The 20,137-nt window shown below is 48.8% G+C and carries 29 protein-coding genes; all 29 read left to right on the forward strand.

What is annotated here, in order from left to right; all coding sequences use genetic code 11:
- Positions 1–7 precede the first annotated feature (7 nt).
- Positions 8–478, forward strand: a complete 471-nt coding sequence (rpsG, locus tag HY455_00930) for a 30S ribosomal protein S7 (protein MBI4118090.1) — start codon at positions 8–10, stop codon at positions 476–478.
- Positions 479–507: 29 nt separating this feature from the next.
- On the forward strand, positions 508–2,652 hold the full coding sequence (gene fusA / locus HY455_00935; GenBank protein ID MBI4118091.1) for an elongation factor G: 2,145 nt from the start codon (positions 508–510) through the stop codon (positions 2,650–2,652).
- A 142-nt stretch (positions 2,653–2,794) separates the two neighbouring features.
- The gene (locus HY455_00940; GenBank protein MBI4118092.1) at positions 2,795–3,106 is read left to right on the forward strand and encodes a hypothetical protein; all 312 of its coding nucleotides are present in this window, start codon (positions 2,795–2,797) and stop codon (positions 3,104–3,106) included.
- Positions 3,093–3,491, forward strand: coding sequence for a hypothetical protein (locus tag HY455_00945; GenBank protein MBI4118093.1), 399 nt, complete (start codon positions 3,093–3,095; stop codon positions 3,489–3,491). Before HY455_00940 ends, HY455_00945 begins: the two co-directional genes overlap by 14 nt.
- Positions 3,492–3,795: 304 nt before the next feature.
- The gene (gene tuf, locus HY455_00950) at positions 3,796–4,989 is read left to right on the forward strand and encodes an elongation factor Tu (protein MBI4118094.1); all 1,194 of its coding nucleotides are present in this window, start codon (positions 3,796–3,798) and stop codon (positions 4,987–4,989) included.
- Between the two features lie 69 nt (positions 4,990–5,058).
- On the forward strand, positions 5,059–5,427 hold the full coding sequence (gene rpsJ / locus HY455_00955) for a 30S ribosomal protein S10 (protein MBI4118095.1): 369 nt from the start codon (positions 5,059–5,061) through the stop codon (positions 5,425–5,427).
- A 1-nt stretch (position 5,428) separates the two neighbouring features.
- Positions 5,429–6,049, forward strand: coding sequence for a 50S ribosomal protein L3 (gene rplC / locus HY455_00960; GenBank protein MBI4118096.1), 621 nt, complete (start codon positions 5,429–5,431; stop codon positions 6,047–6,049).
- A 23-nt stretch (positions 6,050–6,072) separates the two neighbouring features.
- On the forward strand, positions 6,073–6,750 hold the full coding sequence (gene rplD / locus HY455_00965) for a 50S ribosomal protein L4 (protein MBI4118097.1): 678 nt from the start codon (positions 6,073–6,075) through the stop codon (positions 6,748–6,750).
- 16 nt (positions 6,751–6,766) lie between these two features.
- The gene (gene rplW / locus HY455_00970; protein MBI4118098.1) at positions 6,767–7,246 is read left to right on the forward strand and encodes a 50S ribosomal protein L23; all 480 of its coding nucleotides are present in this window, start codon (positions 6,767–6,769) and stop codon (positions 7,244–7,246) included.
- Between the two features lie 11 nt (positions 7,247–7,257).
- A complete protein-coding gene (gene rplB / locus HY455_00975) occupies positions 7,258–8,106 on the forward strand; it encodes a 50S ribosomal protein L2 (protein ID MBI4118099.1) in 849 nt (282 codons plus the stop codon).
- A 146-nt stretch (positions 8,107–8,252) separates the two neighbouring features.
- On the forward strand, positions 8,253–8,600 hold the full coding sequence (rpsS, locus tag HY455_00980) for a 30S ribosomal protein S19 (GenBank protein ID MBI4118100.1): 348 nt from the start codon (positions 8,253–8,255) through the stop codon (positions 8,598–8,600).
- Positions 8,601–8,611: 11 nt separating this feature from the next.
- The gene (gene rplV, locus HY455_00985; GenBank protein MBI4118101.1) at positions 8,612–8,980 is read left to right on the forward strand and encodes a 50S ribosomal protein L22; all 369 of its coding nucleotides are present in this window, start codon (positions 8,612–8,614) and stop codon (positions 8,978–8,980) included.
- A 12-nt stretch (positions 8,981–8,992) separates the two neighbouring features.
- Positions 8,993–9,667, forward strand: coding sequence for a 30S ribosomal protein S3 (gene rpsC / locus HY455_00990; GenBank protein MBI4118102.1), 675 nt, complete (start codon positions 8,993–8,995; stop codon positions 9,665–9,667).
- A 25-nt stretch (positions 9,668–9,692) separates the two neighbouring features.
- A complete protein-coding gene (gene rplP / locus HY455_00995) occupies positions 9,693–10,112 on the forward strand; it encodes a 50S ribosomal protein L16 (protein MBI4118103.1) in 420 nt (139 codons plus the stop codon).
- 4 nt (positions 10,113–10,116) lie between these two features.
- Positions 10,117–10,311: a 50S ribosomal protein L29 gene (rpmC, locus tag HY455_01000; protein MBI4118104.1), complete on the forward strand. Its 195-nt coding sequence runs from the start codon at positions 10,117–10,119 to the stop codon at positions 10,309–10,311.
- A gap of 1 nt (position 10,312) precedes the next feature.
- Positions 10,313–10,558 (forward strand): 30S ribosomal protein S17, encoded by a 246-nt coding sequence (rpsQ, locus tag HY455_01005; GenBank protein ID MBI4118105.1) that lies wholly within the window; start codon positions 10,313–10,315, stop codon positions 10,556–10,558.
- Entirely contained in the window at positions 10,555–10,926 is a 372-nt protein-coding gene (gene rplN, locus HY455_01010) for a 50S ribosomal protein L14 (protein ID MBI4118106.1), read from the forward strand. Before rpsQ ends, rplN begins: the two co-directional genes overlap by 4 nt.
- 10 nt (positions 10,927–10,936) lie before the next feature.
- Entirely contained in the window at positions 10,937–11,242 is a 306-nt protein-coding gene (gene rplX / locus HY455_01015) for a 50S ribosomal protein L24 (GenBank protein MBI4118107.1), read from the forward strand.
- A gap of 22 nt (positions 11,243–11,264) precedes the next feature.
- Entirely contained in the window at positions 11,265–11,825 is a 561-nt protein-coding gene (gene rplE / locus HY455_01020; GenBank protein MBI4118108.1) for a 50S ribosomal protein L5, read from the forward strand.
- Positions 11,826–11,909: 84 nt separating this feature from the next.
- A complete protein-coding gene (locus HY455_01025; GenBank protein ID MBI4118109.1) occupies positions 11,910–12,095 on the forward strand; it encodes a type Z 30S ribosomal protein S14 in 186 nt (61 codons plus the stop codon).
- A 24-nt stretch (positions 12,096–12,119) separates the two neighbouring features.
- A complete protein-coding gene (gene rpsH / locus HY455_01030; protein MBI4118110.1) occupies positions 12,120–12,506 on the forward strand; it encodes a 30S ribosomal protein S8 in 387 nt (128 codons plus the stop codon).
- Between the two features lie 5 nt (positions 12,507–12,511).
- A complete protein-coding gene (rplF, locus tag HY455_01035) occupies positions 12,512–13,045 on the forward strand; it encodes a 50S ribosomal protein L6 (GenBank protein MBI4118111.1) in 534 nt (177 codons plus the stop codon).
- Between the two features lie 29 nt (positions 13,046–13,074).
- Positions 13,075–13,422 (forward strand): 50S ribosomal protein L18, encoded by a 348-nt coding sequence (locus HY455_01040; protein MBI4118112.1) that lies wholly within the window; start codon positions 13,075–13,077, stop codon positions 13,420–13,422.
- A gap of 4 nt (positions 13,423–13,426) precedes the next feature.
- The gene (locus tag HY455_01045) at positions 13,427–14,056 is read left to right on the forward strand and encodes a 30S ribosomal protein S5 (protein ID MBI4118113.1); all 630 of its coding nucleotides are present in this window, start codon (positions 13,427–13,429) and stop codon (positions 14,054–14,056) included.
- 4 nt (positions 14,057–14,060) lie between these two features.
- A complete protein-coding gene (locus HY455_01050; protein ID MBI4118114.1) occupies positions 14,061–14,510 on the forward strand; it encodes an uL15 family ribosomal protein in 450 nt (149 codons plus the stop codon).
- Between the two features lie 38 nt (positions 14,511–14,548).
- Complete coding sequence (gene secY, locus HY455_01055) at positions 14,549–15,820, forward strand: preprotein translocase subunit SecY (GenBank protein MBI4118115.1); 1,272 nt, start codon at positions 14,549–14,551, stop codon at positions 15,818–15,820.
- Positions 15,821–15,924: 104 nt separating this feature from the next.
- Positions 15,925–16,539, forward strand: coding sequence for a nucleoside monophosphate kinase (locus HY455_01060; GenBank protein MBI4118116.1), 615 nt, complete (start codon positions 15,925–15,927; stop codon positions 16,537–16,539).
- 20 nt (positions 16,540–16,559) lie between these two features.
- On the forward strand, positions 16,560–17,330 hold the full coding sequence (map, locus tag HY455_01065) for a type I methionyl aminopeptidase (protein MBI4118117.1): 771 nt from the start codon (positions 16,560–16,562) through the stop codon (positions 17,328–17,330).
- A gap of 51 nt (positions 17,331–17,381) precedes the next feature.
- Entirely contained in the window at positions 17,382–20,114 is a 2,733-nt protein-coding gene (locus HY455_01070; protein MBI4118118.1) for an ATP-binding protein, read from the forward strand.
- Positions 20,115–20,137 lie beyond the last annotated feature (23 nt).

The following is a 20,137-nucleotide window of genomic DNA, read 5'->3' on the forward strand; positions in this document are numbered from 1 at the left end:
AGTAACAATGAGGCGTCCAGTAAAAAAACGACATATCGTACCAGCCGATTACAAATACAATTCTCAAAAGATTGAGAAGTTTGTTAACTATGTAATGAAAGACGGCGAAAAGACCGTTGCAAGGAAAGTCGTATACGGAGCACTCGACGAGATTGCCAAGAAGGTTAAGACAGACAACCCACTTGAGGTGTTTGATAAGGCAATCAAAAACATTGGTCCGACAGTCGAGGTGAGAACGCGCCGCATTGGTGGCGCGAACTACCAAGTACCACGCGAGGTCAAAACCGATCGACGTCTCGCGCTTGCTATGCGCTGGCTTCTTCTCGCCGCGCGTGGCAAGAAAGGGCGCCCCATACACATAAAGCTTGCCGATGAGATTATCGCCGCTTCAAACAACGAAGGTGAGGCGGTGCAGAAGAAAGCGAATGTTCACAAAATGGCCGAAGCCAACAAGGCGTTTGCCCACTTTACGTGGTAATTTGAACGGCTTTACGACCGAATATTTTTATGCAACGCGACTATCCTCTTGAACGAGTTAGAAACTTCGGAATTATCGCACACATTGACGCAGGAAAAACCACCACATCGGAGCGGGTCCTTTTTTATACAGGGATGACGCACAAGATTGGTGAGGTGCACGAGGGAGATACTGTTACTGACTGGATGGAACAAGAGCGCGAGCGTGGCATTACCATCACAGCCGCCGCTATTACGTGTTTTTGGACGAAGACCGACGAGGCAGACAAGAGCATCAACAAGAAGTATCGTTTCAATATCATCGACACTCCCGGTCACATCGACTTTACCGCAGAAGTGAAGCGTTCTCTTCGTGTGCTGGACGGCGCCGTCGTCGTCTTCGACGGAGTGGCGGGCGTTGAGCCACAATCAGAAACAAACTGGCGTTATGCAGACGAAGCGCAGGTGCCCCGTCTCTGTTTCATAAACAAACTCGACCGTACGGGAGCATCTTTCGAAAGATCCTACGCGAGCATTCTTGATCGTTTGAATAAAAACGCTATACGTATGCAGATTCCGATTGGCGAAGAGAGTGGTTTTGAGGGAGTTGTGGATCTCTTGAAGATGAAGGCATACCACTTTGTGGGGGAAATGGGGGCAAAAGTCGTTGAAGTCGAGATTCCAGAAAACCTCAAGGCCTCGGCAGAGAAGTTCCGACATGAGCTAGTCGAAAAGATTGCTGGAGAAAACGATGAGTTAATGAGCGCGTACCTCGAGGGCAAAGAAATTCCCATTGCTGATTTGAAAAAGGTGCTTCGCGAACTGGTTATTAAAAATAAGATTTTTCCAGTGTTTGTTGGTTCTGCACTTAAAAATAAAGGAGTGCAACTGGTGCTCGATGCCGTTGTCGATTATTTGCCAGGACCTCTCGACATCCCTGCGGTTGTTGGAACTGATCCGAAAACTGGAGAAAAAATTGAGCGTCACCCTTCCGACGAAGAGCCCTTTACCGCACTTGCTTTCAAATTACAAAGCGATCCGTTTGTTGGCCAGCTCACATTCTTCCGTGTGTATTCCGGTTCTGTTGAGGCGGGTTCATATATTTACAACTCCACAACTGGTGAAAAAGAGCGCCTCGGCCGTATCGTGCGTCTCCAGGCAAATGAACGTGAAGAGGTGAAAAAAGTTTTTGCCGGGGAAATTGCCGCAGCCGTCGGGCTCAAAGGCACAAAGACATCTCATACGCTTTGTGATGAAAACAACCCTGTTGTTCTTGAAAAAATAGTATTTGCAGAGCCAGTTGTCTCCATGAAGGTTGAACCAAAAACAAAAGCCGACCAGGAACGTCTTGGTATGGCGCTCTCGCGACTTGTTGATGAAGACCCGACATTTCGTGTTAAGACAGACACGGAAACACTTGAGACCATTATTTCCGGAATGGGCGAACTCCATTTGGAAATTCTCGTTGATCGCATGAAGCGCGAGTTTAAGGTCGAGGTAAATGTCGGCGCACCGCAGGTTGCATACCATGAGACAGTTACAACTCTTGCAGAAGCAGAGTCTAAATACATTCGTCAGACAGGTGGCCGTGGTCAATATGGTCACGTCAAGATTCGCGTTAAGCCGCTTGAGCCAATTGCAGAAGGCGAGAAGATCCCAAAGAACGTGAAGCGAGGTGATCATTTCGAATTCGTCAACTCGATTAAGGGAGGTGTTGTTCCACAAGAATATATTGCACCAGTTGAAAAGGGTGTTAAAGAAGCCATGGAACGAGGCATTTTGGCAGGGTTCCCTGTAGTTGATGTGTCCGTCGATCTTTATGACGGGTCGTACCACGAAGTCGACTCTTCGGAGCTTGCCTTCAAGATTGCTGGATCCCTCGCATTCCAAGATGCTGCGAAACGCGCAAAGCCGGTACTCTTGGAGCCTATTATGAAGCTTGAGGTAATTGTGCCGAAGAAGTTCATGGGTGATGTGACTGGAAACTTGAACTCCAAACGAGGTCAGGTCACAGACATGGAGGAACGCGGGGAGCTTCAGGTCATCCACGCGCTCATTCCTCTTGCAGAAATGTTCGGCTATGTCACCACCCTCCGTTCTATGACCGAGGGCCGAGGCACATCCACGATGGAATTTGAGAAATATGAAATAGTGCCACGTCACGTTGCCGAGGAAATCATTGCAAAACGAGCGTAATAAAATAAGCACCAACAAAACCCGCCTGAAGGCGGGTTTTGTGTTAGCGGTCTTCGCGTAAGTGGGGAGCATATCTTGACTCGTATATTTATATGTGCTACTATTTTGCCGGAAGTACCAGGATTTGCCACAAGGGAGTTTCATGGCAAAAGTGACAAAAAAAGATTGTGTTATGAACCTTTCTGCGTTGGGCGCGCTTGTACATGGCGAACCGGGCGAGAGTAAACAGGTGTTTGAGCAAAGGAAAGAAGCATTTAGGCGTAAGTTTTCGAGGCAACCAGCTAGAGTGCTTCGTAGAAAGGTGAGGGCCATAACAATACAGACGCTCTCAGATGATCCCGAAGAACAGAGAAAGCTTAGGCGTCTATCGACCCCGAGGCTTCGTGCAAAAGCATTGAGATTTGCACAAAGCGCTTTGAAGCAAAGTCAGGAGCGGGCTAATGGCCAGGTATAGTCCTGAACAAATCGAAACCTTACGTCAACTTCGCGCATCGCTTCTTTTGCTCTCTGGATACATGGAGAGTAAACCGTTTGGGACGTTTGGTTTAAGGCCATCCAGACGTAAGCACTTGCTCGAGTTCGTATTCGTACAGCCGCACGGTAATGAGGTGTTTAACACGGCGGCAGTCGTGCGCCTCTATCGGGGGAAGGTGCGTATCCAGTTCTTTTACGCAAATACGTGGCCACGTATAGTAACAAGGGCTCTTGTGAAAGAATTTGGTGAACGCGTTCAATTTGCTGAAAAACCAATATGGGGGCATCGTGAGCTCCTCTCATCGGGGCCGGCAAGGACATGGAAGGAATATGCCGACCCCGAACAGATTAAGAGCTTCATTTAGCTAATAAAGAGTACGCAACCGAGGTTTCCCCTCGGTTTTTCTATTGAAATGATAGGGATTGACCCCGATAGTGTTAGCGGACGTCTTATTGATTGTGGTGAGTAAAGATAAAGGGGTTGTGGAGCACCACAAAAGATGAGAAAACGGACTTAAATCCTGCATCCGCGTCCTAACACTATCGGGGTTGACTCTTTCTTGCAGTTTGCTATAGTGGTAGAAATCGCAATCGGTGCGCGTTTTTCGTTTTGAAGGTAGCGCCGAATAAGCATTAATAAGTAATTAATTATTAGTAAAAAACATTTTTATGGCAGAACAATTTAAGCGAGACAAGCCACACGTGAACGTCGGTACTATCGGCCACGTCGACCACGGTAAGACAACTCTCACCGCGGCTATTCTTCACGTCCTGAACCTTTTGGGACACAAGGTGAAGTTGCGTGGCGTTGACGAAATCGACAACGCACCAGAGGAAAGGGAGCGTGGTATTACTATTGCGCTTTCGCACAACGAATACGAGACCGCAAAGCGCCACTACGCGCACATCGATGCTCCAGGACACGCAGACTACGTCAAGAACATGATCACGGGTGCTGCGCAAATGGACGGCGCCATACTTGTCGTTGCCGCGACTGACGGTGCAATGCCCCAGACACGTGAGCACATTCTCCTTGCAAAGCAGGTTGGTGTTCCAAAAATCATTATCTTCTTGAACAAATGCGACATGGTAGACGACAAGGACATGATTGACCTTGTTGAAGAAGAAGTACGCGAGCTTTTGACAAAGTACGGTTACAACGGCAAAGAAGTGCCTGTAATCCGTGGTTCAGCACTCAAGGCTCTTGAGGCAACCTCCAAAGATGATGAATGGGTAAAGCGCATTGCTGAATTGGCAAACGCTCTTGATGAATACATCCCACAGCCGGATCGTGACCTCGACAAGCCATTTCTCATGCCTGTTGAAGACATCTTCTCCATTGAAGGTCGTGGTACAGTCGTTACGGGCCGTATCGAACGTGGCAGGATCAAGGTTGGTTCTGACATTGAAATCGTTGGTATTAAGCCAACAACAAAGACCACAGTCACAGGTATTGAAATGTTCAACAAGTCTCTTGACGAGGGTCAGGCAGGTGACAACGCAGGCATTCTCCTTCGAGGTAGCAAGAAAGAAGACATCACGCGTGGTCAAGTTCTTGCGGCTCCTGGTTCTGTTACACCTCACACAGAATTTGACGCAGAGATCTACGTTTTGACAAAAGAAGAAGGTGGTCGTCACACCCCGTTCTTCACGGGCTACAAGCCACAGTTCTACATTCGTACTACAGACGTAACAGGCGAGGCCATGCTTCCTGAAAATGTGAAGATGGTTATGCCTGGTGACACAATTACTATCAAAGTGAAACTCATTGCTCCGGTTGCACTTGAGGAACAGCAACGCTTTGCCGTTCGCGAAGGTGGCAAGACCGTCGGTGCGGGAGTGGTAACCAAGATTACCGTATAAGGCTCTAGGCCTTAGGCACTAGGCGCTAGGGCGGTGCCCCTAGCACCTAGACTTAAGTTCTCGAACACTATGGCAACAGAAACAAAACAACCCAAAACAGCACGTCCTCGAAAGAAGAAAGAGGAAGCGCAAGTGCACCGCCTTCGCATACGCGTCATGGCATATGAAAACAAAGTGCTCGACGCAAGCGTGAAGCAAATCATTGACACCGCAATGCGCTATGGAGCAGAGCTCCACGGGCCAGTGCCTCTTCCAACAGAAATCAAGAAATACACCGTTAACCGCTCAACGTTTGTGCACAAAAATGCCCGCGAACAGTTTGAGATGCGTATTCACAAACGACTGATTGATATTGTGAATCCATCACCGCAGGTGATTGAGTCATTAACCAATCTTACGCTGCCGTCAGGTGTTAATATCGACGTCAAAATGATCTAACATGTCGTTCCTACTCGCAAAAAAACAGAATATGATTCAGTACTTTGACGAAGACGGGCGGGCATACCCCGCTACTGTTTTAGTTGTGGGACCAACGACAGTGCTGCAAGTCAAGAATGTTGAAACCGATGGTTACAACGCCGTACAAGTTGGCTTTGGTGAGCAGACCCACACACGCCTCTCAAAAGCGCAGAGAGGGCACTTCAAGAAATCGGGCACAAACCCACGCCATGTTAAGGAATTCCGCACACCTGAAGCCCCGACACAAGCTGTTGGTGAAGTGGTACGAGTCGCCGATGCTTTTAAGGTGGGTGAGCGTATTGTGGTCACCGGAGTTTCCAAAGGTAAGGGTTTCCAGGGTGTTGTTAAGCGGCATGGATTTGGCGGCGGACCTCGTTCTCATGGACAGAAACACTCGGAGCGCGAGCCCGGTTCTATTGGCGCTACGTGGCCCCAGCGTGTTATTAAGGGCATGAGAATGGCGGGCAGAATGGGGGGTGATCGCGTGACGGTAAAAGGCCTCAAGGTTTTGAGCATTGATGCAGAAAACAACCTTTTGGTAGTGAGCGGTGCAGTGCCAGGAAGGCGGGGCACACTCTTAGAAGTCAGGAGCACAAAGTAGTGCCTTGAGTATCATGTAACAAAATGGAATCATCAATTTACAACCAAAAAGGGGAGGAAGTCGGGAAGATCTCTCTGCCGGAGAGCATCTTTGCTTTGCCATGGAACGCCGATTTGGTGCATAGGGCTTTTGTTTCCTACACCGTTAACGACCGGATGTCGATTGCGCATACGAAAAACCGAGCAGAAGTAGCTGGTGGAGGCAGGAAGCCATGGCGACAAAAAGGCACGGGTCGTGCACGGCACGGGTCAATCCGGTCGCCCTTATGGGTTGGGGGTGGTATTACGTTCGGGCCTCGCAGTGAGCGAGTGTATGAAGCAAAGATAAACAAGAAAGAAAAAACAAAGGCGCTCTACGTCGCGCTCTCTGAAAAGATGCGCCGGGGACAAATTTTCTTTGTCGACACACTCTCTTTTTCAGAACCAAAGACACGAGAGGCAAAAAATCTCCTCACAACACTCGGTACTGCGTTGGGGAATGATATGGGGGGCACTCGTACACATGGGGCGCTGTTTCTTACTGAGAAACATGAAGCAGCGCTGGCGCGCAGTTTTCGCAATATTGGAAACGCAGAGATTAAGAATATTTCTGATGTGAATCTACCCGATGTTTTGCGCTCTAAGTATCTTGTCGTTGTCGATCCGAACAAAAGCCTCTCTATATTGGAGGGGAGGAAGCTACACCGTCGCGCAAATGCCTAATCATTAACTTCTATCCATGGCTTTATTTGATTTATTCAAAAATAAGAAGAAAGGTAAGGGAGATGACGCGGTAACCGCGAAACCGGCTCGTGAGACAGCGACCGCTGAAACACGCGCGCGCGCAAAGCAATCGGGCACGAGTGCGGAGGCAAAAGAGAAAAAGCAAAACCGTGCGACGAAGGCAGCGGTAGCTAACACCCGTGATGCCGCAGAAGGTGGCGAAGTATACGCCCCGCTTATCTTGAAGCCATTTATCACAGAAAAATCTTCTTTTATGAGTGCCGACGGTGCATATGTTTTTGCAGTGAGTAATGACGCTACGAAAAACGAGATCAAAAAGGCCATCAAAGAAATGTACAAGGTTACTCCAAGGCGAGTAAACATTATGACCCAGACATCTAAGACCCGTTATCTTCGCGGTCGCATAGGTGTTCGCGCACGTCCCAAGAAGGCGATTGTCTTTTTGAAGAAGGGTGATAGAATCGAATTCGTGTAAAACCTTAGTCTATGAAGAAATTACGACCAACAACACCAGGGCAACGAGCCACCATTCTCCCCAGCTATAACGCTGTTTTGACTGCAAGCAAGCCTTTCAAGGCTCTTGTACGTGGCGGCAAAAGACATGGAGGTCGCGGCAATACTGGCCGTATCACAACCCGGCACAAAGGAGGTGGGCACAAGAGACGTCGTCGTCTTATTGATTTTCGTTTTGATAAAAAAGACATCCCTGCTCGCATCGAGACCATTGAGTACGACCCAGACCGCAGCGCGTTTATCGCTCTCGTTCTTTACAATGACGGAGAACGCCGCTATATCCTCGCGCCAAAAGGTATGCGCCCCGGAGACGCGTTTATTGTTTCTAAGACCGCAGAGTTAAAGCCGGGCAACCGTACTGTTTTAGGAAATATTCCCGTTGGTACTTTTGTACACAATGTTGAGCTCCAACCAGACGGGGGTGGCAAAATCGCAAGATCGGCGGGAGGTTCTGCGCAAGTGATTGCACACGCAGGAGCGCACACGCAACTCAAAATGCCTTCAGGAGAAATACGCAAGGTTTCACGTGTGGGATGGGCGACTTTGGGTGAGGTATCTCACGATGAGCACAAATTGCGAAGTCTCGGCAAGGCTGGGCGTTCGCGCTGGAAAGGTATTCGTCCGACTGTTCGTGGCGTTGCCATGAACCCTGTTGACCACCCACACGGTGGTGGTGAAGCACACCACTCGATAGGGTTAAGATCAGGTCCCAAGACGCAACAAGGAAAGCGCGTTGGAGGAGTGAAGACTCGCCACGTCAAGAAGTATTCCCGCAACCTTATCATGCAAAGACGCAAGAATGCCCGCGAGCGTAGGCGCTAAAACTCTTTCTTTTGTTTCTAGCATACTCACAAAATCACAAAACCAGGGTCCGGCTATAGCCGGACCCTGGTTTTGTATTGACTTTTACCTAGGCGTCATATAGGATACCCTGAAGGCCCGCAAGGGCTCATTTTAACTGATTTGCTATGGTGCGTTCATCCTATAAAGGTCCCTACGTTGACCCAAAGCTCATAAAGAAAGTTGAACAGCAGAAACCTCAGGGCGGGGTTATTAAGACATGGTCACGCGACAGCCAAATTGCACCCGAAATGGTCGGGTACACCTTTGGTGTTTACAACGGCAAAGAACACCTTCCAGTTCAGGTTACGGAAGAAATGGTGGGGCATCGTTTGGGTGAATTCTCGCCAACGAAGAAGTTCTTGCGGCACGGAGGCAAGATGCAGAAGGAGTTGGAACAGAAGAAGCGTGAGTCAGAGATTGCTGCGGCTGCAGCGGCGAAGGTTGAAAAAGCTCCTGCTGAGAAGAAGAAATAATCTAGAAAACCATGAAGGCCTTTTTACGAAACTATCGACAGTCACCAAGAAAAGTTCGGCTTCTCGCCGATCTTGTTCGTGGCAAGGAAGTTTCCGATGCTCTCGTTGTCTTGGAAGCGGCAGTGAAGCGTGGCGCGCTTCCCTTGCGAAAACTCTTGAGCTCAGCGATCGCTAACGCAAAAAAGAATAACGGCGCTAACGAAGGGGCGCTGTATATTAAGGAGATTCGTGTTGATGAAGGGCCGACAATGAAGCGTGGAATGCCTCGCGCATTTGGTCGTTCAGCGATTATTCGCAAGCGAACATCCCATATCTCTCTTGTCCTTGGAGAAAAGATGCAAAAGGCAGAAACCAAACAACCCGCTACGTTAAAAAGTTAACAGCTTTATTTCATGACACACGTCGTCCATCCATACGCACACAGATTAGGCATACTCCGTGACTGGAAGTCGCGCTGGTTTAAAAGTGGTCCGCAGTATAGAGAGCAGTTGCGTGGCGACACACTCTTGCGTGAATACCTTGTAAAACGCCTACGTGCTTTCTACATTGCGTTAATTGAGATTGAGCGAAATGGCAAGATGACTAAGGTTATCATCTCTTCTTCGCGCCCCGGAATGATTATCGGCAGACAAGGCGAAGGCTCTCTCAAATTGAAGAACGATATTGATGAGTTCGCTCGAAAGAAGAAGTTAAATCTCGGAGAATTTAAAATCGAGGTGACAGAAGTGCGTTCCCCAGAATCAAATGCGGCAGTGGTTGCCTACATGATCGCAGAAGGCCTTGAGAAGCGCCTTGCATTTCGCCGCGTGCTTAAGCAAACAATGGATAAGGTTATGGCGAACAGACAGGTCAAAGGTGCGCGTTTCGCGCTTTCAGGACGTCTCGGGGGTGCAGAAATGGGACGTCGCGAGGCCCTAAAACAAGGGAACATCCCACTTCAGACGCTCCGGGCTGATGTTGACTTTGCTCGAGAAAAAGCGTACCTTCCCTACGGTGTCATTGGTGTGAAAGTGTGGATTTACAAAGGCGAAGTGTTTGAAAAAAGCAAGGAAAAGCCCCGAAGATAGAAGGCGTCGACTTTAAACTTCAACCATGTTATTCCCCAAAAAGGTAAAACACAGAAAATGGCATCGAATGCGCAGGAACCCAAAAAAGGTGCGCATCGAGACGCGAGGTACGACAGTTGCCTTTGGCAACTTTGGCCTGAAGGTCATTGCGCCCGGTTTCATCCGTTCTAACCATATTGAAGCGGCTCGAAAAGTTGTCGCACGCGCGACCGCGAAGACAGGCAAGATGTGGATTCGCGTTTTCCCAGATCGTCCGTTTACCCAGAAAGCTGCAGAAGTAGGCATGGGTAAGGGAAAGGGAGATGTCCAAGGGTACGAAGTCGAAGTCTTGCCTGGGAGAGTTCTTTTTGAAATTGACGGTGTCGAGGACGTGGCTGCCCAGACCGCTCTGCGTAAGGCAGGATCAAAACTTCCAGTAAAGACGAAGGTAGTCGCTCGAATTTAGGCATATGGAATACAAAGAACTACAATCCAAACCAGCAAAAGAACTCGAAAAACTCCTCAGGGAGAAGCGCAAGGCGCTCAGGCTTTTTCGTTTTGGCTCGGCCGGATCCAGGACAAAGAACGTCAAAGAAGGAAGAAGCCTGCGAAGAGATATTGCGAGAATTTTAACCAAGGTTGGCGCTAACAAGATAGCTTCGTAACATGGCTACCGGAGACAGAAAAACACGTCGTCAGCTTAAGGGCACGGTTGTGTCTGACAAGGGGGACAAGACCGTCGTGGTCTTGGTAAACCGATATGTCGCACATCCCAAATATGGAAAGTACATGCAAGTAAGCAAAAAGTACAAAGCCCATGATCCGGAGAATAAATACAAAATCGGAGATACTGTCGTGATTGAGGAGTGTCCTCCCGTATCAAAAGATAAGCGTTTTAAAGTTTTAGCATGATACAACCAGAAGCAAAAGTCATAGTCGCTGATAACTCAGGCGCACGCTTGTGCGAGGTTTTTAAGATTTTGGGCGGAACCCGACGTCGATATGCGCGCATAGGTGACGTTGTTGTCGCGTCCGTTAAGGTTGCTGAGCCGCGCAAGCTTGTTAAGAAAAAGGATATCGTACATGCGGTTGTGGTGCGCCAACGGCAGCCGTTCAAGAGAAAGGACGGGACATACGTTCGCTTTGATGACAACGCGATTGTCATTATTGAGAAGGGCAAGAAAGAACCGCGCGCTGGACGTATCTTTGGACCGATTCCTCGAGAGTTGGGCGAGCTCGGGTATCAGAAGATTATTTCTCTAGCACCGGAGGTGGTATAACAGTTATTTTATGCGACTCAAAAAAGGCGACAATGTAATAGTGATTTCTGGCAAAGACAGAGGGAAAACGGGTAAGATTACCCATGCTTTTCCTATCGACGAACGAGTCATTGTTGAGGGGGTAAATATCCGCAAGAAACACAGAAGGTCAAAACAGTCACGCCAGAAAGGGCAAATTGTAGAGTTTGCCTCCCCGATCCATGCCTCTAATGTAATGTTTGTTGATCCAAAGACAGGGAAACGAACACGCCTCGGGGCGAAAGTTGAAGGCGGGAAGAAGGTTCGTGTAGCGAAGAAGAGTAACACGGCAGTGTAAGTATTCGTAGCCTCTGAATCATATGAAGCTAACAAAAGAAAAAGAAAAAACAGCTTTTGATGCCCTTAAGGCAAGGTTTGGATATGAAAATCCAATGGCTTCGCCACGTCTCGTCAAGGTGATCATAGGCTCCGGTACTGGCAAAGTATCCCGATCCGATAAGACACGTAACGAATTTATTGCCGAACGTTTGGGAAAGATTGCTGGGCAGAAGGCATCCCCCCGAGGCGCGCGAAAGTCAGTCGCGTCCTTCAAGGTGCGTGAGGGGGAACACATTGGCTTTTCGGCTACATTACGCGGTTCGAGAATGTATGATTTCTTGGATCGGTTTCTCTCTATTGCCTTGCCACGAACGCGTGACTTTCGAGGCATTTCTCGCAAAGTGATTGATCAGATGGGAAATATAACCATAGGTGTTTCAGAGCACACAGTTTTTCCAGAGACCGCCGATGAAGAGTTAAAGAACGTTTTTGGGCTTGCGGTAACTATTGTCACGACCGCAAAGACGAAGGAGGAGGCCGAGGCGTTTTTGACGCACATTGGTGTGCCTTTCAAAAAGGAGGAGGAATCAAAAAAGGCCTAAAAGCCGCAGATTGATTTTGGTTGACTTCCGGTACCACCTTCTATATTATGTGTGGAAGCCCGTTGGGGCTTTCATTTGATTTTTATGGCCAAAAAGTCCGTAGTCGCACGATCAGAAAAACCCCCCAAATATAAGTCGCGTGTTGTACGGCGTTGTTTTCGTTGCGGGAGGCGAAGGGGCTATATGCGCGACTTCAACCTCTGCCGCATCTGTTTCAGAGAGCTTGCAAACGAAGGCATGATACCAGGGGTCAAGAAATCTTCTTGGTAACCAAACTGTTTAATACGCAACACCATGGATCCAATCGCCGACATGTTAATTCAAATAAAGAACGGGAGCTTAGTCCGTAAAGAGTCGGTTCTTGTTCCCTATGCAAAGTTTTCGCAAGCTGTTGCGGATGTGCTCGTGCGTGAAGGGTACTTAACGGCGGCAAACAAAAAAGGGAGGAAGGAAAAAAAGATCCTCGAACTCGAGATTGCGTATGAGAACGGAAAGCCAAAAGTAGAAGATGTGCAACGTCTCTCAAAACTTTCGCGTAGGAAATATATCGGAGTACATGAGATCCGTCCGGTACGTCAAGGATATGGAACACTTGTTCTCTCGACACCCAAAGGTGTTCTTACGGGGGAGGAAGCGCGCAGGCAAAAGGTGGGGGGTGAGGCGCTCTTTAAGATTTGGTAATGCATATGTCCAGGATAGGAAAACGACCAATACCAATACCGGAAAAAACAGAGGTTACGGTGGATAATCACACCGTTGTTGTACGTGGTCCTCTTGGTGAGACTCGTCGCTCTTTTACCGATGAAATCTCGATTGAAGTTTCAAATGGCACGGTAGTTGTGACACCTCGACGGAATGCAAAGCGTACTCAAGCCCTCTGGGGTACATATGCCGCGCACGTGAAGAATATGCTCAAGGGAGTTAATGTTCCCTATGCAAAAGAGTTGCTTATTGAAGGAGTCGGGTATCGCGCGGAAGTTAAGGGGAAGTCTTTGGTACTACAGGTTGGATTTTCGCACCCAGTCTCAATGCCCATTCCTCCCGGTATTTCTGTAGCCGCAGAAAAGAACTCGATACGCATTAGCGGCATCGACAAGGAAGCTGTCGGCCAATTTGCAGCTAACATACGGGCCGTAAAGAAGCCAGAACCGTACAAGGGTAAGGGTATTCGTTACGCGGGCGAAATTATCCGGAGGAAAGTCGGAAAGAAGGCCGCATAGTCTAGGCACTGGGTGGCTAAGGAAAAATTATGTTAAACAAAACGACACAAAGGAAACGGCGCCATGTGCGCGTTCGCGCCAAGGTACACGGGACGGCAACACGGCCGCGGCTTTCGGTGTTCAGGTCAAACAAACACTTTTATGCGCAGCTCATCAATGATGATGCGTCACTGACCTTGGGGGCGTCATCTGACCTTACATTGAAGGGCGCTGGGAAAACGCCAAGGGATCGAGCGAAGCAGATAGGGGTTGATATTGCGCTCCAGGCACAGAAAAAAGGTTTTTCAAAAGTTGTTTTTGATCGTGGCGGCTTCGCCTATACGGGCATTATCAAGGAATTCGCAGAAGCCGCACGCGGAGCTGGTTTAGGCTTTTAATACTATGGCAGATATCCCAACAAACTTAGAACAAAAAGGCGCTGAGGAACCCAAGAGTCCCGTTCCCGAGACAAGCTCCCCCAAGAGCTTTGTTGGAGGAAGAGGGGGTGCCCGAGGGCCTCGAAGAGGAAGAGGTGGGCGCCCGTCTGAAGGCGGTGACCGTCGCGGTGGTGGCGGGCGTCCCCGTCGAACGAATACTCGTGCACGTCCTGAGTTTGACCAAAAAGTCATTGATGTTCGTCGTGTCGCACGTGTTGTTGCTGGTGGCCGCCGCTTTAGCTTCAGTGTCGTTGTTATACTGGGCGATAGGAAAGGAAGGGTTGGTGTCGGTATCGGCAAAGGAGGGGACACCTCAGTCGCCATTGATAAAGCAACCAGGTTTGCAAAGAAGAACATGATAAAGGTTCCGCTTACGGAATCTATGTCCATTCGGCATGAAACAGGCGCGAAATACTCAAGCGCCGTCGTTGAAATTGCTCCTGCGCCAGGAAAGGGATTGGTTGCTGGAAGTTCGGTCCGAACCGTCCTTGACTTCGCAGGAGTGACCGATGTCGCGGCAAAAATTATGGCGCGAAGTAAAAACAAACTCAACAATGCCCGCGCGGCAATTAAGGCTTTGCAAAAATTAGCATAATCCTATGCAACTCAGTCAATTAAAACCAACTACTTCTCGTAGAGGCAAAAAGCGTATTGCTCGTGGAGGCAAACGTGGTACGTATTCTGGCCGTGGAGGAAAAGGGCAGACAACACGTGCGAACACACACATGCGTCCAGAAATGCGAGACATTATTAAGAAACTCCCGAAACGGAGAGGTTATGGCAAGAACCGTGCTCGCACTGTTAATGACTCTCGAAGGGAATCTTTGCCAATAACACTCAAACTCCTTGAGGCAACCTTTTCTTCTGGAGAAACCGTGAGCCCAGCGACGCTTAATGCAAAAGGGCTTATCAAAAAAAGCCGTTCTGCTCGGCTCCCACTCAAGATTTTGGGGAGTGGCAAGCTTACGAAAAAGCTCTCTGTAACGGGCGTCCCGATTTCTAAGGGCGCAAAAGAAGCGATTGAAAAAGCTGGTGGCACGGTAAACTAGCTTCACAATTTTCTAGGGGTCAATGAAGCTAAGAGGCTATGAATACCTTCTTTCAAAAACTAAAAACTGCACTCGGCGATGAAACACTCCGACGAAGGATTTTCTTTGTCTTGGGCGCGCTCGTTGTTTTCCGTATTCTCGCCGTTGTCCCGATTCCTGGCATCGACCCCATCCGGCTTTCGGAATTTCTCGCAAACAACCAATTCTTTGGGCTTCTTAATATTTTCTCTGGAGGTGGCCTCTCAAATCTCTCTATTGTGATGTTGGGTGTGACTCCGTACATCACCGCTTCGATTATCATGCAGCTTTTGACTGTGATGTCACCGAAGTTAAAAGCGCTCTATCACGAGGAGGGTGAGGCAGGACGGAAGAGGTTTATGCAATATTCCCGCCTCATTACCGTTCCGCTTGCCGTTATCCAGGGCGTTGGTTTGATTCTCATCTTGTCACGACAGGGCGTTGTCGAACACTTGGGTTCTTTTGACCTGTTGGCTAACGTTATTGTTATTACAGCAGGCTCTCTCCTCCTTATGTGGATAGGAGAACTTATATCAGAATTTGGTATCGGTAACGGAGTTTCCCTCATCATTTTTGCCGGTATCGTCGCGGCATTGCCAGCAACTGTTCAGCAACTTATCTTTACTTTCGATGTTGCGCAGATCCCGCTCTACATAGGATTTGTGTCGGCGGCCATTGCTATCGTTGCGGGTATTGTCTGGATTACAGAAGCAGAACGACCAATTCCTGTTTCCTACGCAAAACGAGTCCGCGGAGGGCGCATGTACGGTGGTATTCAGACATATCTTCCGCTACGCCTGAACCAGGCCGGGGTTATCCCAATCATTTTTGCCCTCTCCATCCTCCTTTTTCCGCAGATGGTCATTAACTTTTTGGTCGGAGTAGACAATGCAGCAGTGCTTGCCGTAGGGAGGGTGCTCCAGGCATTCTTTAACAATACAGTGCTCTACGCCGCCTTCTACTTTTTCCTCGTGTTTTTCTTCACCTATTTCTACACCGCGGTAACGTTTGACCCACACTCGATTGCGACAAACCTGCAAAAGAATGGAGCGTTTATTCCAGGGGTGCGTCCAGGAGCTACAACAGCAGAATATATTGCGGCTATTTTGACGCGCATTACACTTGTGGGGGCGCTTTTCCTCGGCATTGTCGCAGTGCTTCCCGTTGTCATGCAGGGTATAACCGGTATAACCGCGTTTGCCATCGGAGGCACAAGCGTTCTCATCGTCGTTGCTGTTTTGCTCGATCTTGTGAAGAAGATAGACGCGCAGATAGCGATGAGAGAATATTAATCGGTCTTGACCTTTGCTTTGTCGAAAACACGGTCCGACTATGGTCGGACCGTGTTTGGCTTTGGAACATACACAAGATACTATATACTGAATACAATATACATATGAAAAATGCTTACATTTTCATCGGACGTTCCGGATGTGGCAAGGGAACTCAGGCGGAACTCCTAAAGACATATCTCGAGAAAAAAGATCCTCAACAAAAAGTTATTTGGTTTGGCACCGGTGAACGGTTCAGGAATTTCCTCAAAGAACCGGGGTATACGCAAGACATTGCGCGTGATTATGTCGAAAAGGGTAAGCTTTCTCCCGAATTTCTGGCAATCCACATTTGGTCCCACTTTTTTATTGAAGAGATTAAAGGTGATGAAAATATCATCTTTGACGGAACACCTCGCAAGTTAAACGAGGCTCGCGTACTCGACGATGCCCTTGGATTTTACAACACTAAGGTGTGTGTCATCTTCATGAATGTTTCTCGGGACTGGGCACGAGAGCGACTGCTTGGGCGCGGGAGGCAAGATGATACGGAGGAATACATTAAGAGTCGTCTTGATTGGTTTGAGACAGATGTTGCGGAAACTATTGCCTTCTACAAGAATTTGAATCACACCTTCCTTGAGATCAACGGCGAACAGCCAATACCCAAGGTGCACCAGGATATCATAGAAAAAGTTTCCCTCTCTACGGGAGGTCTCCCGAAGGGAGATAATTCCTAATTTTTTAATTTCTAACACCCGTGGCGATTTTTAGAGACGAGAAAGACATAGAGACACTTCGAGAGTCGGGACGCCGGCTTGCTTTTGTTGTGGGGGAAGTGGTGAAGCGGGCTAAGCCCGGGGTCTCAGAAGAAGAGTTGGATGCGTATGCAGAGAAGTTGATTCTCAAGGGTGGGGATACACCAGCGTTTAAGGGGTATAGGCCTTCGGGCACTCGTTCTCCCTATCCAGCGACAATATGCATACAGACGAACGACAAGGTTGTGCACGGCATCCCAACCAACTATATTCTTAAGGAAGGAGATATTGTTGTCATTGATACCGGGTTACAGCACCAAGGATTCTTTACCGATATGGCAGTCACTATTCCCGTTGGGAAGGTGGATGCTGTGGCGCAGAAGTTGATTACAGCAACACGAGACGCGCTTTATGCGGGCATTAAGGAGGCTCGGGCAGGCAATCGTCTTGGAGATATTGGGCATGCCGTTGAAGCTGTTATTAAAAAAGCTAAGTTCTCCATCGTACCCGAATTTGGGGGTCATGGTGTGGGCAAGAGACAGCATGAAGACCCCTTTATTGCCAATTACGGCCGGAAGAATACGGGCCCCCTTATTGAAGAGGGGCTTACCATTGCGATTGAACCGATTGTAAACGAAGGTTCAGCGCGGGTTATCTTTGAAAAAGACGGCCACACTGTGCGCACATACGATGGGAAACTCAGTGCGCAATTTGAGCACACTATACTTGTCACCAAAGAAGGGCCCGAAATCATTACAGACTTGAAGGGCTAGATGTGTATACGCCTATCGACTATCGTTCTCTCACTACGTATACTATAAGGAATGGCAGTCGAAAGAGCCCCCATCCCACAGCAGTTTGCTACACCAGAAGCAGAGCTTGCGTATCTGCGTGAACGCTTGCGTGCTACAGAACACGAGCTCGGGTCTCGTGGAGAGAAGAACGCTTCAGGAAAAGCCGCCGAAGAGGTCGTGCGAGAGCATACTGTTCGCGCCCCAGAAGAGGTCCTCCCCCAAGAGCGGATTCTCCCCGCCGCAGAAGCTGAAGCGATCGCGCTCAACTTGTCCCCAGAAAAGCATGATGATCGCATGGGCGAATTCCTGGGCCTCCTCCAGGAAAAGGGGATCAAAAACGCCCTTGCAGTTATCGAACAACTAAAGAACCCCCACCTCGCGGATGATTTTCATCGTTTTTTAATTGCCTATGTGAAGGGCGGACATTCTGTTTATGGGCTGAAGGAACGTGGAGAGTTGTGGAAATCCCTACACATGACACTCTACGAGGTATTTTTGCCCGAGGCAGTAAAAGAAGAGCTTAAGGGAAAGACGCTCAAAGAACTTCTTTCATCAATGGAGCAGTTTTTCGCTGGGATGGCCTCTATCTCTGATATTTCTCCTGACGCCCCTCGGCACTGGAGCGCCGAGCTTGCCCTTGCTGATTCTGGTTCCGAAGTCGTCTTTTACGTTGCCGTTCCTGACATTAAGAAGGATTTGTTTGAGAAGCAACTTCTCTCCGTCTTTCCTAAGGCGGAGCTCTATGAGCAAAAAGACGACCACAATGTCTTTAGCGAGAGTGGTTTTGCGGTGGGTGCCGTCGGGGCGCTCAAGCGTGAGGCGATCCTCCCACTTAAAACGTATGACGCCTTTGACTACGATCCTTTGAATATTATCCTCAACACATTTGCCAAACTAGCAAAAGAGGGAGAAGGCGCGGCGATACAATTCGTATTTGACGCCTCGCCCAACTCGCTCGTGACGAGTTATAGGAAGACGCTTGAAGAAGTAGAAAAGGGTAAGTCTTTGAAAGATGCCTTCAGTGCGTCGTTTGGAAGAGAGTTTACAAAGGTATTCGGTGAGTTTATGAGCGGAAAATCAGGCGAAGAGAAAGAAAAGCACGTTGACTCGTCGCTCGTCGAAGCAATTCGGGCAAAAATTGCCTCACCTATTATAAAAGCAAATATTCGCCTGGTGGCCTCTGCTGCGGATGAAGCGCGTGCGGGGAACATTTTGAACGACATGGTTGCAGCGTTTCGGCAATTTGAAAACACTACCGGGAACGCACTTGTTTTCGATGAAAAAAAGGGAGGAAGGAAGGACGTACTCTTGAAATCCTTCTCCTATCGTTTGTTTAATGAAAACGAATCATTCCCCTTGAGTCTTCGTGAAGCAACGACGCTTATGCACTTGCCATCGACGGGGATGGAATCTTCTCCGCACCTGAAGCAAGCAAAGAGCGGCTCCGCTCCTGCCCCGGTTGGGTTGCCGACGGCGGGCACACTCTTGGGAATAAACCACCACAGGAATACTGAAACAAAGGTATATTTGACCAAAGAAGATCGATTGCGGCACTTCTATGTCATTGGACAAACTGGAACCGGTAAGACAACACTCTTGAAAAACATGATTGCGCAGGATATCCGGGATGGCGAAGGTGTTTGCATGATCGACCCCCACGGCACTGACATTCAAGACGTCCTCGGTCTCATTCCTGACAGCCGTAAGGAGGATGTCATCTATTTCGACCCGAGCAATATGAACCGCGTCATGGGTCTCAACATGCTCGAGTACGACCCGCGATATCCGGAGCAGAAGACCTTTGTCGTGAACGAGCTTTTCAGCATTTTTCAGAAGCTCTATGGTGCTGTGCCCGAATCTATGGGCCCCATGTTTGAGCAATACTTCAGAAACGCCACCCTACTCGTGCTCGAAGACCCCGCATCAGGTAACACGCTTCTCGATGTCTCGCGGGTACTTGCCGACGCCGATTTTCGCAAGATCAAACTTTCGAAGTCCAAGAATCCAGTCATCAATCAATTTTGGGAAGAAATCGCAGAGAAGACGGGGGGAGAGGTAGCACTCTCGAACATCGTTCCCTACATCACGAGCAAGTTCGACATCTTTACCGCGAACGACTTCATGCGACCCATCATTGCGCAGACAAAGTCATCTTTCAACTTCCGGGAGATTATGGACACAAGGAAGATTCTTCTCGTCAATCTCGCGAAGGGTAGGCTTGGTGCCATTAACTCAAATCTCCTCGGACTCATTATTGTTGGTAAAATCCTCATGTCAGCACTCTCTCGCGTTGATATTGTGGGGAAAGGGGAGGTGGCGCCTTTTTATCTCTATATTGATGAGTTCCAAAACGTGACGACGGACTCGATATCGACGATTCTTTCGGAGGCTCGCAAATACAAACTCTCGCTTACGGTTGCACACCAGTTTATTGCCCAACTCGAAGAAGGGATTCGTAATGCCGTCTTTGGCAACGTTGGCTCCATGGCCGCCTTCCGTGTTGGACCAGAGGATACGGAGTTCCTCCAACAACAATTCGCTCCCATCTTTACCGCGAACGACCTCATGAACATCGACAACTTCAATGCATATGTGCGTTTGTTGGCCAATGGTCGCCCCGCGAAGCCGTTTAATATTCGTATTCCTGCGAAACCAGAGGGGAATCCAGCACAAGCCGAGGCGCTAAAAGAGCTTTCGGCACTCAAATATGGGCGGCCACGCGAGGAAGTCGAGGCCGAGGTTGCTGCACGCTACAATCTCTAATCTGTGGTATAGTTATACTACTA

Source organism: Parcubacteria group bacterium (assembly GCA_016204045.1).
Lineage (GTDB): Bacteria > Patescibacteriota > Minisyncoccia > Phycocordibacterales > UBA2135 > JACQLQ01.

What these genes read in the sequence shown, in the direction of transcription:
- fusA (MBI4118091.1), top strand. Translation starts at nt 508, where the DNA reads ATGCAACGCGACTATCCTCTTGAACGAGTTAGAAACTTCGGAATTATC.
- rpmC (MBI4118104.1), top strand. Translation starts at nt 10,117, where the DNA reads ATGGAATACAAAGAACTACAATCCAAACCAGCAAAAGAACTCGAAAAA.
- rplE (MBI4118108.1), top strand. Translation starts at nt 11,265, where the DNA reads ATGAAGCTAACAAAAGAAAAAGAAAAAACAGCTTTTGATGCCCTTAAG.
- rpsJ (MBI4118095.1), top strand. Translation starts at nt 5,059, where the DNA reads ATGGCAACAGAAACAAAACAACCCAAAACAGCACGTCCTCGAAAGAAG.
- rplD (MBI4118097.1), top strand. Translation starts at nt 6,073, where the DNA reads ATGGAATCATCAATTTACAACCAAAAAGGGGAGGAAGTCGGGAAGATC.
- rplP (MBI4118103.1), top strand. Translation starts at nt 9,693, where the DNA reads ATGTTATTCCCCAAAAAGGTAAAACACAGAAAATGGCATCGAATGCGC.
- HY455_00940 (MBI4118092.1), top strand. Translation starts at nt 2,795, where the DNA reads ATGGCAAAAGTGACAAAAAAAGATTGTGTTATGAACCTTTCTGCGTTG.
- rplV (MBI4118101.1), top strand. Translation starts at nt 8,612, where the DNA reads ATGAAGGCCTTTTTACGAAACTATCGACAGTCACCAAGAAAAGTTCGG.
- HY455_01040 (MBI4118112.1), top strand. Translation starts at nt 13,075, where the DNA reads ATGTTAAACAAAACGACACAAAGGAAACGGCGCCATGTGCGCGTTCGC.
- rplW (MBI4118098.1), top strand. Translation starts at nt 6,767, where the DNA reads ATGGCTTTATTTGATTTATTCAAAAATAAGAAGAAAGGTAAGGGAGAT.
- secY (MBI4118115.1), top strand. Translation starts at nt 14,549, where the DNA reads ATGAATACCTTCTTTCAAAAACTAAAAACTGCACTCGGCGATGAAACA.
- rpsG (MBI4118090.1), top strand. Translation starts at nt 8, where the DNA reads ATGAGGCGTCCAGTAAAAAAACGACATATCGTACCAGCCGATTACAAA.
- rplC (MBI4118096.1), top strand. Translation starts at nt 5,429, where the DNA reads ATGTCGTTCCTACTCGCAAAAAAACAGAATATGATTCAGTACTTTGAC.
- HY455_01045 (MBI4118113.1), top strand. Translation starts at nt 13,427, where the DNA reads ATGGCAGATATCCCAACAAACTTAGAACAAAAAGGCGCTGAGGAACCC.
- rplF (MBI4118111.1), top strand. Translation starts at nt 12,512, where the DNA reads ATGTCCAGGATAGGAAAACGACCAATACCAATACCGGAAAAAACAGAG.
- HY455_01050 (MBI4118114.1), top strand. Translation starts at nt 14,061, where the DNA reads ATGCAACTCAGTCAATTAAAACCAACTACTTCTCGTAGAGGCAAAAAG.
- tuf (MBI4118094.1), top strand. Translation starts at nt 3,796, where the DNA reads ATGGCAGAACAATTTAAGCGAGACAAGCCACACGTGAACGTCGGTACT.
- rplB (MBI4118099.1), top strand. Translation starts at nt 7,258, where the DNA reads ATGAAGAAATTACGACCAACAACACCAGGGCAACGAGCCACCATTCTC.
- rpsS (MBI4118100.1), top strand. Translation starts at nt 8,253, where the DNA reads ATGGTGCGTTCATCCTATAAAGGTCCCTACGTTGACCCAAAGCTCATA.
- HY455_01070 (MBI4118118.1), top strand. Translation starts at nt 17,382, where the DNA reads ATGGCAGTCGAAAGAGCCCCCATCCCACAGCAGTTTGCTACACCAGAA.
- rpsH (MBI4118110.1), top strand. Translation starts at nt 12,120, where the DNA reads ATGGATCCAATCGCCGACATGTTAATTCAAATAAAGAACGGGAGCTTA.
- rplN (MBI4118106.1), top strand. Translation starts at nt 10,555, where the DNA reads ATGATACAACCAGAAGCAAAAGTCATAGTCGCTGATAACTCAGGCGCA.
- rpsC (MBI4118102.1), top strand. Translation starts at nt 8,993, where the DNA reads ATGACACACGTCGTCCATCCATACGCACACAGATTAGGCATACTCCGT.
- HY455_01060 (MBI4118116.1), top strand. Translation starts at nt 15,925, where the DNA reads ATGAAAAATGCTTACATTTTCATCGGACGTTCCGGATGTGGCAAGGGA.
- rplX (MBI4118107.1), top strand. Translation starts at nt 10,937, where the DNA reads ATGCGACTCAAAAAAGGCGACAATGTAATAGTGATTTCTGGCAAAGAC.
- HY455_01025 (MBI4118109.1), top strand. Translation starts at nt 11,910, where the DNA reads ATGGCCAAAAAGTCCGTAGTCGCACGATCAGAAAAACCCCCCAAATAT.
- rpsQ (MBI4118105.1), top strand. Translation starts at nt 10,313, where the DNA reads ATGGCTACCGGAGACAGAAAAACACGTCGTCAGCTTAAGGGCACGGTT.
- HY455_00945 (MBI4118093.1), top strand. Translation starts at nt 3,093, where the DNA reads ATGGCCAGGTATAGTCCTGAACAAATCGAAACCTTACGTCAACTTCGC.